This is a genomic window from Roseateles sp. YR242 (assembly GCF_900109745.1).
Classification (GTDB): Bacteria; Pseudomonadota; Gammaproteobacteria; order Burkholderiales; family Burkholderiaceae_C; genus Roseateles.
Genome location: NZ_FOAV01000009.1, coordinates 70,705 through 83,039, shown reverse-complemented (window position 1 = coordinate 83,039; position 12,335 = coordinate 70,705). Strand labels below are relative to the sequence as shown.

Annotated in this window: 10 protein-coding genes; 9 read left to right on the top strand and 1 reads right to left on the bottom strand. The window is 65.2% G+C overall.

Going from position 1 to position 12,335, the window contains the following annotated elements; translation table 11 throughout:
- The first annotated feature begins 163 nt into the window (after positions 1-163).
- Entirely contained in the window at positions 164-1,558 is a 1,395-nt protein-coding gene (locus BMY53_RS16945) for a TolC family protein (RefSeq protein ID WP_092947674.1), read from the top strand.
- A gap of 412 nt (positions 1,559-1,970) precedes the next feature.
- Here BMY53_RS16945 and BMY53_RS16935 read toward each other — a convergent pair whose 3' ends face one another.
- Positions 1,971-2,933 carry a PEP-CTERM sorting domain-containing protein gene (locus tag BMY53_RS16935; RefSeq protein ID WP_177200927.1) on the bottom strand — a complete coding sequence of 321 codons (963 nt, stop codon included), beginning with the start codon at positions 2,931-2,933 and terminating at the stop codon, positions 1,971-1,973.
- Between the two features lie 338 nt (positions 2,934-3,271).
- Between BMY53_RS16935 and BMY53_RS16930 the strand changes: the two genes are divergently transcribed.
- The 8 genes from BMY53_RS16930 (at position 3,272) to BMY53_RS16895 (ending at position 12,331) form a co-directional block, all read left to right on the top strand.
- On the top strand, positions 3,272-4,177 hold the full coding sequence (locus BMY53_RS16930; RefSeq protein ID WP_092947786.1) for a ThiF family adenylyltransferase: 906 nt from the start codon (positions 3,272-3,274) through the stop codon (positions 4,175-4,177).
- Positions 4,178-4,374: 197 nt separating this feature from the next.
- The gene (locus BMY53_RS16925) at positions 4,375-4,956 is read left to right on the top strand and encodes an XrtA/PEP-CTERM system exopolysaccharide export protein (protein ID WP_255370262.1); all 582 of its coding nucleotides are present in this window, start codon (positions 4,375-4,377) and stop codon (positions 4,954-4,956) included.
- Positions 4,957-5,047: 91 nt separating this feature from the next.
- A complete protein-coding gene (locus tag BMY53_RS16920) occupies positions 5,048-6,640 on the top strand; it encodes an XrtA system polysaccharide chain length determinant (RefSeq protein WP_092947670.1) in 1,593 nt (530 codons plus the stop codon).
- A gap of 4 nt (positions 6,641-6,644) precedes the next feature.
- Positions 6,645-7,658 carry an XrtA-associated tyrosine autokinase gene (locus tag BMY53_RS16915; RefSeq protein WP_092947669.1) on the top strand — a complete coding sequence of 338 codons (1,014 nt, stop codon included), beginning with the start codon at positions 6,645-6,647 and terminating at the stop codon, positions 7,656-7,658.
- Positions 7,600-9,258, top strand: a complete 1,659-nt coding sequence (locus BMY53_RS16910; RefSeq protein WP_177200926.1) for a TIGR03016 family PEP-CTERM system-associated outer membrane protein — start codon at positions 7,600-7,602, stop codon at positions 9,256-9,258. The genes BMY53_RS16915 and BMY53_RS16910 overlap by 59 nt, the downstream gene beginning before the upstream one ends.
- A gap of 12 nt (positions 9,259-9,270) precedes the next feature.
- The gene (locus BMY53_RS16905; protein ID WP_092947667.1) at positions 9,271-10,362 is read left to right on the top strand and encodes an XrtA/PEP-CTERM system-associated ATPase; all 1,092 of its coding nucleotides are present in this window, start codon (positions 9,271-9,273) and stop codon (positions 10,360-10,362) included.
- Positions 10,363-10,409: 47 nt separating this feature from the next.
- Complete coding sequence (locus BMY53_RS16900) at positions 10,410-11,300, top strand: XrtA system polysaccharide deacetylase (protein WP_092947666.1); 891 nt, start codon at positions 10,410-10,412, stop codon at positions 11,298-11,300.
- Positions 11,297-12,331 (top strand): FemAB family XrtA/PEP-CTERM system-associated protein, encoded by a 1,035-nt coding sequence (locus BMY53_RS16895; protein WP_092947665.1) that lies wholly within the window; start codon positions 11,297-11,299, stop codon positions 12,329-12,331. The genes BMY53_RS16900 and BMY53_RS16895 overlap by 4 nt, the downstream gene beginning before the upstream one ends.
- Positions 12,332-12,335: the final 4 nt, after the last annotated feature.

Here is a 12,335-nt window from a genome sequence, read left to right as displayed (position 1 = left end):
ACGGCCGAGGCCGTTACGGCCAGGGTAGGGCGTCGAGGACAGTCCGCCTCACATCGCGCGGGAGCGCAGAGGAGGGGGGGGCTTTGGCTGCTTATCGAGGCTTTGCGAAGTGCCGGAACTGGTCCAGTAGAGGCATGGGAAATTGCTTGCAGTACGCGTGACCATGACTCCAAAGACTTTTCGCCGCCGCCTTCGCCACATCACCTTGAGCGCCCCGCTGGCCGTGGCGCTGGCCGCCGTCATGACGCCTGCCTGGGCGCAGGATCCGCCTCAAAGCCGTTGCAGCGACGACGGCTCGCTGCCGGCATCCTCGGCCGCCGCCCGGGACGCTGCGCTGCTGGAAACCGGTTCGGCCGACCCGCGTGCGCAGTTGCAGGAGATGGTCCAACGTTCGCTGGATCGCAGCAAGTCCATCGGCGCCAGCCGGCTGCTGGCCCAGGCGGCCGAAGCCGACCTGGCGGAAGCCAAGGCGCAACGCCTGCCCACGGTGAACCTGGGGATTACCGGCGCCCATGTGGGCAGCCAGATTCCGGGTGACGGTCCGGCCGGACGGAGCTCGGGCCTGCAAGGCCGTGGCTCGCTGAGCGTGACCGCCCCCCTGTATGACTCCGGCCGCATCACGAAGCTGACGGAATGGCGTTCGCAACTGGCCGAAGCCGCGCGTTTCAGCCAGAACAGCGCCGAGGAACAGGTGGCGCTGCAGACGGTGTCACTGGCTCTGGACCGGGGCCGCTATCAACTGCAGGCGCAGGTGTACAGCCAGTACACCCGCAAGATGGCGTGTCTGGTCGAGGCGCTGGAGATCATCACCAGGGCCGACCGTGGCCGCGCCAGCGAACTGGTGCAGGCACAGAAGAGCCTGCAGCAGGCGGACCTGTCCTATGAGCAGACCGTCTCCGCGCTGCGCCAGACGGAAGTGCGCCTGCGCCGTTATGTCGGTGACGACTTGCCGCGCCCCGCGGCGATGAGCTCGGTGCTGTCCCGCCTGCCCGACTTGAATGAAGCGCTGGCCGATGTGCTGGTGTCGGCCGATGTGTCGCAAGCCTCGGCCACCGCCCAGGCGCAGCGCAGTTATGCCGAATCGGTGCGCGCCGGGCAGCAGCCCAGCGTGAGCCTGCTGGTGCAGGGCAATGCCACGGTGGGCCAGGCCAAGCAGAATGACTGGATCGGTGGCGTGCAGGTGAATATTCCGATCGTGCAACCCGGCGCGGACTCCGCGCTGACCTCGGCCCGCCGCCGCGCGCAGGCCGCGTCGCTGCAGCGGGACGACACCATTGAGGCCAAGCGTTATCGCGTGCAGGAAATGTTCGAAGCCGCGCAGTCCTCGCTGGACCGCTCCCGCCGCATCGTCGACATCCTGCGCAACAGCGACCGCGTTCGCGGCTTCACGCTGCAACAGTGGCAACAGCTGGGCAAGCGCTCGCTGTTCGATGTGATGGCCGCCGAGGGCGACTACTACTCGATGCGAATTGCGCATGTGAATGCGCTGTATGACGCCCAACAGGTGGTGGCCATCATCTGGTCGCAAGGGCGCGGGGTGGTGACGCCGCTGCGTTGATCACGCGCCAGCCCTCCGCGCCGACATCGCCGACATCGCCGACATCGTTGTGAGCATGTCCGAGTTCAAAAAGAATTCTTCGGCAGGGCCCGCACTCGACTTGCCGACCTGAGCAAGGTTGTCGAGGTAGGCATTGCCGAGTTTTCGGGAACCGTTGCAACTCCCGCGAGCCAGGATGCCCCTGATTCGGGAGGGGCCGCAAGGCGCAAACCACAGCCACAACGGGGCTATGGCGATGATTTACTACGCTGCAGGGCACCCGAAGCGGGGGCACCTCTGTCGCGAGGAGTTATGCAGAGATTGCTGAGACCCCATAAAGCCATCAAGAAGCCTGGCGGCTAGCCAACGAAAAAGCCGCCCGAAGGCGGCTCTGTGCATCCAGTCAGCGGGCCTTTGGGCCCGCATTCTGTTTTTACTTCTTGGCGCTGCGGCGGCGTTGAGCGAAGCCCAGGCCAGCCAGGGCCAGGCCCACCAGGGCCAGGCTGCCAGGTTCCGGCACGTTGATCGTCAGCGAACCGTCCAGGGTCGATTGACGAATCAGCGAGGAACCGGAATTCCACAGCTCGGATTGCGACGGCAGCGGCGAGTCCACATTGGTGTCCAGGATCCAGCTCACCGAGATCGGGTTGTTCTGCCAGTTGCTGTACAGCGTGCCCAGACCCAGACCCGAGCTGAAGAAGTTCTGAACGAAGCTGTCGCCAGCGGCGTAGCTGTAGTCCACGTTGCCCTTGATGTAGACGTTGCCCGGTGCAATGTCCGAACCCGTCACGATCAGGCGCAGCACTTCCTTGCCGTTGTTGGGATCGTTCGTCGCGCTTTGGTAGTAAACGCTGAACACACCGGTGGTGTAGGACACATAGTCCGACACGCCGTCGCCATTGCTGTCCACCGTCGTGCCGACGATCTGGTAGCTATAGGTCAGACCCCAGGCGCCACCCAGGCCGGTCGTGGCGTTGGCGCCCGTGCCGTATTGGGGGAAGCTCACACCGTTGCTGAATCCATTCAGGTCCGGCGTGGCGGGATTGTTCAGACCATCGATGTTGTTTTGCGACGGCACGTTCGGGAACGCAGCGTTCACCGTATTACCGTTCAGCGTGGTCTTGGGACCCGCGCTGAAACCGTAAAAGGTCATGATCGACGGGATGTTGGTGTCCACCACGGTGGTGCCCGGCTGTGTCGGGTCGCCCAGGTAGATGGAGGTGGCCAACGTGCCGGTGTAGCCCAGCTGGTCGAACACGGCCGTCGTCGTGGAGCCGTTGGGCTCCAGGTTGAAGTCAGAACCGGTGTTGATCACCAGGGGCGATGCCAGGGCCGGCGCCGCGGCTGCGCCCATCACCACCAGGGCGGCTAAAGCGAGCTTCGCTTGCTTGAACATGTGTCTCTCCTTGAGATACGTCTTTGCCAGATGCACAGGGAAGCGGTGTATGCCGGCTTCTTGCGGGTCAAAAGAGCGAGGACCGTGCCAACACATTTTCTGTCTTGTAAATCAATGACTTAACGTTTGGTTGCGTGAATTCTTCGGGATGGGTGTCAAGTTTGTCGACACTGTTGCCGGGACAGCTTGTCGGCTGTGGTAGGCCGCCACGGCATACTCTGGTTACAACGCAAGCTGTTTGAGCTGGTTTTGTCACGTTGGCTTACCGTGCCGCCGTCGGTGATCGAGCCCAAGACCCCTTCAACAGCCATCCAGATGCAGCCAGGGAGACCACCACCATGACCAGCGCCGCACCCTCAGACGCTGAATCGGCCCGCCCGCCGACCTTCACTTTCAATTACGAGCGGGCTTTCTCCCGCAACATCGGCTGGGTGACACCCGAGGAGCAGCAACGCCTGCGCCGCGCCCGGGTGGCCATTGCCGGGCTGGGTGGCGTGGGCGGCGCCCACATCGTGACGCTGTCCCGCCTGGGCGTCGCCAACTTCAACATTGCCGACTTCGATGAGTTCGATGTCCACAACATGAATCGCCAGGCCGGCGCCTTCATGTCCACCATGGGTCAGCAAAAGCTGCAGGTGATGCAGCGCATGGCGCTGGACATCAATCCGGAAAGCAATATCCGGCTGTTTCCCGAAGGCGTCCAGGACCACAACCTGGATGATTTCCTGAAGGATGTCGATGTCTATGTCGACAGCCTCGATCTTTTTGTGTTGCCGACCCGCCGCAAGGTGTTCAAGCGCTGCCGTGAGCTGGGTATCCCGGCCATGACGGCCGCCCCGCTGGGCATGGGCTCGGCATTCCTGTATTTCAGCCCCACCGGCATGAGTTTCGAGGAGTATTTCAAGCTGGAGGGACAGCCTTCCACCGACCAATACGCCCGGTTTATTGCGGGCCTGTCCCCCTCCATGCTCAACCGCAAATACCTTGTGGTTCCGGAGTCGGTGAACTTCAAGGAGCGTCGCGGCCCCTCGACAAGCATGGCCTGCGAACTCTGCGCGGGGGTGATGGCGACCCAGGTGCTCAAACTGTTGCTCAAACGCGGCCCCTTGCGTGCCGCCCCCTGGGGCCTTCATTTTGATGCCTACCGCGGCATACTCAAGCAAACCTGGCGGCCGGGCGGCAACGCCCATCCGTTGCAGCGCCTGCTGGTCAGTTTGATCAAACCCCTGCTCAGGGGCGATTGAGAAACTACTACCGCGCTTCCATCCGGATAGCACGGAAATTCATCACGGCCCCTGGGAGTCGCCCTCAGTCCAGGGGGTTCCCCACCCGGCCGCGCTGAGGTGCAATCCGGCTAGCTTCCAGAGGGGTGGACATGTTCAAGAAGACTGGGTCAAAGAACGGGTGGAGCCGCACCATCGTGCGGTGGGTCGGGGGACTGATGGTGGCCAGCCTGGCCTTGACCGGCTGCTCTTCCACCGGCAAATACCCGCCCGCGCCCGTGAGCGCCAGCCAGGCCGATTACAGCTATGTGGTGGGTGCCGGTGACAATCTGAACATCATTGTCTGGCGTAACCCTGAACTGTCCACCACCGTGCCGGTGCGCCCGGACGGCAAGATCGCCTCGCCGCTGATTGACGAGTTGCCCGTGCAGGGCAAGAACTCGGTGGAAATCGCCCGGGACATCGAGAAGACGCTCTCCAAGTACGTCCGCGACCCGGTCGTCACCGTGATCGTCACCAGCTTCGTGGGCCCTTACAGCGAACAGATCCGTGTCGTCGGTGAAGCCGCCAAGCCGATGTTCCTGCCCTACAAGCAGAAGATGACATTGCTGGATGTGATGATTGCCGTGGGCGGCCTGACCGACTTCGCCGACGGCAATGGCGCCAGCATCCTGCGCACGGCCGAAGGCAACAAGCAATATTCCGTGCGGCTCAAGGACCTGATCCGTCGCGGCGATGTGTCTGCGAATGTGGAAATGCGCCCCGGCGACATCCTCATCATTCCGCAGAGCCTCCTCTGAATTCCAGGCGCTGACCCGCCCGCAGGCGCCGTTGGATGGCGCCGCGCCGGGCCCGTTTTTCTGCAGTACCGCTCCATAGAGAGATCGCCGCATGGATTCCCTCATTGCGCAATTGATGGCCGTGTTCAAGCGCATGTGGCGCTACCGCTGGCCGGGGCTGATGGCCGCCTGGCTGGTGGGCATCGTCGCGGCGGTGGTGGTGTTCGTGGTGCCGGACCGCTTTGAAGCCAGCGCCCGTGTCTATGTGGATACGCAGTCCATCCTCAAGCCGCTGATGTCTGGCGTGGCGGTGCTCAACAACACCGAGCAGCAGGTCAACGTGCTGAGCCGCACCCTGATCAGCCGCCCCAATGTCGAGAAACTGGTGCGCATGGCCGACCTGGACCTGCGCGCGACCTCCAAGTCCGATCAGGAAGCCCTGATCGACCGGGTGACCCGCAACCTGTCCATCCAGTCGGCCGGCGGTGCCACCAACAATCTCTACATCCTCTCCTACCGGGATTCCTCGCCGGAGGTGTCCAAGAAGGTGGTGGCGTCACTGCTCTCCATCTTCATGGAGTCCAGCCTGGGCGCCAGCCGCAAGGACAGCACCACGGCCGCCACCTTCCTGAACGAGCAGATCAAGAACTACGAAACCAAGCTGGAAGAGGCGGAGACCCGCCGCAAGGAATTCCGCCTGCGCAACCTGCAGCTGACGGCGCAGGACGGCAAGGATTCCGCCGCTCGCCTGGCTGAGGCCAGTGCGCAGCTGGATGCCGCGCGCCTGCAGCTGCGTGAAGCCGTGAACGGGCGCGACATGGCCAAGCAGCAACTGGACATTGACAACAAGCGCAACACCGGCAGCGGCAGCCTGCAGAGCCTGATGCAGGAAAGCTCGCAGAAGCTGGCCACGCCGGAAATCGACAGCCGCATCGAAGGCCTGAAGCGCAACCTGGATGCACTGCAGCAACGCTATACCGACCAGCACCCGGACGTGGTCAACACCCGGCGCCTGATCAAGGACCTGGAAGAACAGAAGAAGAAGGAGGTCGCCGAGCTGCAGAAGGCCGCGCTGACCAACCCGGTGTCCGCCGGCGGCCGTGGCGACAGCCTGGCCAACCAGGAACTGGCCCGGGTCCTGGCCACCAAGGAAGTGGAAGTGGCCTCGCTGCGGGCGCGTGTGGACGAGCTGCAGGGGCGTTACACGGCGGCCCAGGGCGCGATCAAACTGGCCCCACAGCTGGAAGCCGAATTCGCCCAGCTCAACCGCGACTACGAGGTCATCAAGAAGAACTACGAGGAGATGGTGTCCCGCCGCGAGTCCGCCGCGCTGTCCACCGACCTGGACAACACCTCTGGCGTGGCCGATTTCCGCATCATTGATCCGCCGCGCGCCTCCTCGAAGCCGGTGGCGCCCAACCGTCTGATGCTGCTGGCTGCAGGGCTGGTGGTGGCGCTGTTCGCCGGGCTGCTGACGGCCTTCGCCGCGAGCCAGGTGCGCCCGGTCTTCCATGACCTGAACGAGCTTCGTCAACGCCTGGAGCTGCCCATCCTCGGTGTGGTCTCCCGGCAGGAAACGGTGGCGGACCGTCGCCGTACGAAGGTGGATCTGCTGCGCTTCGGTGTGGCCTCGGGCAGCCTGGCAGGCCTGTATGCGCTGGGATTGATCGGCATGGCCATCTGGCTGAGCCGGCAGGGGGGGTGACACGATGACAAGCCTGATCGAACAAGCCGCTGCACGGCTGGAACAACTCAAGCAGGCCGGTGTGGACCTGGGCAATGCCTCGGCGCCTGCCGTGTCCACGGCACCTGTCGCGCCTGCCACGCCTGCCACCCCCGAAGTGGCGGCCCAGGTCACGCCGGTGTCCGCCCCTGTTGCGCCCCAGTCCGCACCCCAGGCGCGTACCCTGCACCCGCACGAAACCAAGCGCGTGGAGCTGGACCTGGAGGCCCTGACGGCCCAGGGCTTCCTCACGCCCCATGCGCCGCGCAGCTACCTCGCCGACCAGTACCGCAACATCAAGCGGCCGCTGATCCGCAATGCGATGGGCAAGGGCGCTGCCACGCTCAACCACGCCAACCTCATCATGGTGACCAGCGCACTGCCCGGTGAGGGCAAGAGCTTCACCTCGCTGAACCTGGCCATGAGCATCGCGGCCGAATTCGACAACACCGTCATGCTGGTGGATGCCGACGTGGCCCGCCCCTCCATGCTGCGCATGCTGGGCCTGCCGCCCGGCCCGGGCCTGCTGGACGTGCTGGAGAACTCGGTGGACATGGCCGACGTGCTCATCAAGACCAACGTCGACAAGCTCACGCTGCTGCCCAGCGGCCGCCCGCACGCACGAGCCACCGAACTGCTGGCCAGCGACGCGATGAGCGGGCTGCTGGATCACATGGCCAAGCGTTACGCCGACCGCATCATCATCTTCGACTCCCCGCCGCTGCTGCTCACCACCGAGTCGCGCGTGCTGGCCAGCCACATGGGCCAGATCGTCATCGTGGTGCAGGCCGAACGCACGCCGCAAAGCGCGGTGTTGCAGGCGGTGTCCACCATCGAGAACTGCCCGCTCAAGATGGTGCTGCTCAACCAGGCATCGGCCAAGGCGGACGCTGGATACGGCTACCACTACGGCAGCTACGGTTACGGACAAGGCTATGGGTATGGCTACGACCGCGACGATGGGCAGGGCGGCGCGCAAGCCGTCGCGGGCAAGGCCTGACACGATGCACAGTGCCGGCCACCACCGTCCCCCTCGGCGCAGTACCGCCTGCCTGCTGGTGGCGGGGGCGTTGGGCGCCCTGGGCGCGACCGGCGCCGCCGGCGTGTATGCGCAGAGCGACGGCAGCAGTGGCGAAAGCGGCGAAGGTGCGAAGCGCCTGGGCCTGACGGTGGTGCCCCGCGTCGGCCTTTCCGAGACCTGGACCGACAACCTGACGCTGGCGCCCAAGGGCTCCCGCGACCAGGCCTTCATCACCGGCATCTCCCCCGGGGTCACCATCACCAACCGGACCGGCTGGATGCGCGGCGTGCTCGACTACACGCTGGACGGCCTCATCTACGTCAAGAGCGATCAGAGCAGCCGCGTGCAGAACCAGCTGGTGGCGCGCGGCAATGCCGAGCTCATCCCGTCGACGCTGTTCGTGGACGTGAACGGCAACATCAGCCAGCAGTCGATCTCCGCCTTCGGCCAGACCTCGCCCAGCAACGACCTGGCCAACCCCAACCGCACGGAGGTGCGCACCTTGAGCGTCTCGCCCTACTGGCGCGGCATGCTCAGCACCATTGCCAGCTTCGAACTGCGGGCCATGGGCCAGATCCGCGACTCCAGTGAAGGGGGCTCGGGCAACAGCTCGGTCAGCGGCGACACGAAGGAAGGCACGGTCAGCTTCAGTCTGAGCGGCCCGCAGGGGCGCGCGTTGAACTGGGGCCTGCAGGCCTACACCCGCCGCATGCATTACGAGTTGACCGGCCAGGACAACCGCAGCAGCAGCGCCGTGGCCTCGCTCAACTGGATCCCCGATGTGGACTGGGTGCTGGGCGTGACCGCCGGGCGCGAGAAGAGCGACTACCTGGGCAAGGACACCAGCACCATCTACGGCCTCAGTGCCAAGTGGCTGCCCACCCCACGCACCACCCTCAGCGGCGACTGGCAGCACCACAGCTATGGCGACAGCCACAATGCCGTGCTGGAGCACCGCATGACGCAGGTGGTGGTGCGCTTCAACAGCACGCAATCGGTGAGCACCGGCAGCGACCCCAGCGGCCAGATGACCAACTACCAGTTGCTGGACCTGCAATACACCAGCATCGAGCCCGACGCGGCCAAGCGTGATGCACTGGTGCGGGCGCTGCTGGCCGCCATGGGGCTGAACCCCAGTGCCATCAGCAGCAGCGGCTTCCTGACCAACAGCGCGACGATGCAGCAGCGCAATGAACTCTCGGTGGCCTGGTCCGGCCAACGCATGACGGTGACCCTGGCCGCCAACGACAACAAGAGCCGTGGCCTGGGCACCAGCGCCACCAGCAGCGATGACCTCGCACTCACCAACAACATCCGCCAGCGTGGGGTTACCGTCAGCGTGGCCTACCGCTTCACGCCGCTGAGCACCGGCAACCTGACCTACACCCGCCAGCAGAGCCGCGGGGACAGCACCACGGTTGATCTCTCGACCGGTATGTCCTCGCTCTATGCCACCTCCACCCTGCGCCTGGGCCCCCGCACCGATGCGACCCTGGGCCTGCGGCACACCCGTTCCGACGGCCAGGCGCTGGGCTACCGCGAAAACGCGGTGTATGCCCAGGTGTCCCAGCGCTTCTAAAGTACCACCGCCATGTACGAGGCCTTCTATGGGCTGAGCAGCAAGCCGTTCCAGCTCAGCCCCGACCCCAGTTTCTATTTCGGCAGCAAGCAGCACCGCCGTGCCAAGGCCTACCTGGACTATGGCGTGCTGCGCAGCGACGGGTTCATCGTCATCACCGGCGAGATCGGCGCGGGCAAGACCACGCTGGTGCGCGGCCTGCTGGACAGCCTGAACCGCAGCAATGTCGTCATCGGCAACGTGGTCACCACCCAGCTGGATGCGGAGGACACGCTGCGTCTGGTGGGGGCAGCCTTTGGCGTGCGGGTCAAGGACCTGCCCAAGAGCGAGCTGCTGATGGCGCTGGAGGCCTTCTTTGTCAGCGAAGCGAGCCGCGGCAAACGCTGCCTGCTCATCGTGGACGAAGCGCAGAACCTCACCGCACGCGCGGTGGAGGAGCTGCGCATGCTCTCCAACTTCCAGTTCGGCAACCAGTCCCTGGTGCAGACCTTCCTGGTGGGGCAGCCGGAGTTTCGCGGCATCCTGCAGCGGCCGGAAATGGAGCAGTTCCGCCAGCGCATCGCGGCCAGCTGCCACATCGGCCCGCTGGACGAAGAGGACACGCAGCGCTACATCGAGCACCGCCTCAAGTGCGCCGGTGCCGATGGCAAGCCCACCTTCGAGCCGGAGGCCTTTGCCGCGCTGCATCGCGCCAGCCAGGGCATTCCGCGCCGCATCAACACCCTGTGCGACCGGCTCCTGCTGCTGGGTTTCATGTCCGAGCGTGCCCACCTGACGGCGGCGGATGTGGAAGAAGTGGTCGCGGACCTGTCGCGTGAATCCGCCTACGCGCCGCCGCCGATGGTGACGGTTTCGCTCGGCGCATCCGGCGAGCCCGAGATCGATGCGGCAGGTGTGGACCTGGATCTCACCCGGCTGCGCCGCCAGGCGCGCGAAGCGGGTGCCGATGTTGGCGCGCTGGCGCAGGAGCTGGCAGGCCTGGGTCAGGAAGGTCAGGACGCCCGCCTGCAGCGTATCGAGGACAGCCTGATGCGCCTGGAGCGCATCAACCAGCAGACGCTGGCGCTGCTGCAGAAGCTGGTGGGCGCGGTGAAGTCGCCATGAGCGGCCCGAGCGGCAGTCAGCCCAGCGACCAGGGAAGGACCAGAACCATGACCACCCCAGTGCCAGCGGCCGGGCAGACGCGCCCCAGGATTCGCAATGCAATGAGCATCGACGTGGAGGACTACTTCCAGGTCAGCGCCTTTGCCCCCTACATCAACCGCGCCGAATGGGACCAGCGGGAATGCCGTGTCCAGCGCAACATCGGCCGCATCCTGGATCTGCTGGATGCCCGCGGCGTGAAGGCCACCTTCTTCACGCTCGGCTGGGTCGCGCAGCGGTACCCGCAACTGGTGCGGGACATCGTTGCACGGGGCCACGAACTGGCCAGCCACGGTTTTGGCCACGAACGCGCCAGTGACCTCAGCCCGGAGGCATTCCGCGAGGACATTCTCAGCGCCAAACGCCTGCTGGAGGACCTTGGCGGCGTGGAAGTGAAGGGCTACCGCGCGCCCAGCTTCTCCATCGGCGAGGCCAACCTCTGGGCCTTCGACGTGCTGGCCGAGTGCGGCTACCGCTACAGCTCCAGCGTCTACCCCATCGAGCACGACCACTACGGCATGCCGGATTCGCCACGCTTTGCCTATGAGGTCCGGCCGGGCCTGATCGAGGTGCCGGTAACGACCCTGCGCTTCCGGGGCCGCAACTATCCCAGCAGCGGCGGCGGCTGGTTCCGGCTGCTGCCCTATGGCGTGACGCGCTGGATGATTGAACGCTTCAACCGCATCGAAGGCCGCAGCGCAGTGTTCTATTTCCATCCCTGGGAAATCGACCCGGAGCAGCCGCGCATTCCCGGCATTGATGCCAAGACGCGCTTCCGCCACTACGTGAACATCGGGCGTACCGAAGGCCGCATCGAACAGCTGCTGGCGGACTTCGAATGGGCCCGCATGGACGAGCTCTTCCTGCCCACGTCAGAGCAGCAGCTGGAGGCGGCATGATCGTTCGGCGCCTGGCCCTGGGCGACGTTGAAGGCGCGCGCCGCTGGGATGCCTTTGTGCAGACCTGCCCGGCCGCCACCTTCTTCCACTTCTCCGCCTGGCAGCGCATTCTTCGCCAGCAGTTCGGGCATGAAGGCTATTTCTTCTATGCCGAGCGCGACGGCCGCATCGAAGGCGTGTTGCCGCTGGCGGAGAACAAGAGCCGTCTGTTTGGCCATGCGCTGGTGAGCCTGCCGTTTGCGGTGTATGGCGGCGTGGCCGCGACTTCTCCGGAAGCGGCCACGGCGCTGGAGACAGCCGCGCAGGAGACCGCCCGCCAACTGCGGGTGGAACACCTGGAGCTGCGCAACCGTGTGCGCCAGCACGACGACTGGCCGCACCAGGACCTCTACGTGACCTTCCGCAAGGAGATCCTGCCGGATGAAGAGGCCAACATGCTGGCCATCCCCCGCAAGCAGCGGGCGATGGTGCGCAAGGGCATCAAGAACAATCTGCGCGCCGAGGTCGATGCCACCGTGGACCGCTTCTTCGCGCTCTACGCGGACAACGTCCATCGCCACGGTACACCGGCCATGCCCAAGCGCTATTTCCAGGCGCTGCTGGACGAGTTCGGTGATGCGGCCGAAGTGCTGATCGTCAGCAGCGAGCAGGGCGAACCGCTCTCCGGCGTGCTGAGCTTCTATTTCCGCGACGAGGTGTTGCCGTATTACGCCGGTGATGCGGTGGCCGCGCGCGACCTGGCTGCCAACGACTTCAAGTATTGGGAGCTGATGCGCCGTGCCTGCGCACGTGGGCTCAAGGTCTTCGACTACGGCCGCAGCAAGCAGGACACCGGCTCGTTCTCGTTCAAGAAGAACTGGGGTTTCGAGCCCACGCCGCTGCATTACGAGTACTGCCTGTACCGCCGCGAGGCCGTGCCGCAGAACAACCCGAGCAACGCCAAGTACCAGCTCATGATCAAGGCCTGGCGCCGGCTGCCCATTGGCGTGGCCAACTGGCTGGGGCCGCACATCGTGCGCAGCCTGGGTTGAGGGG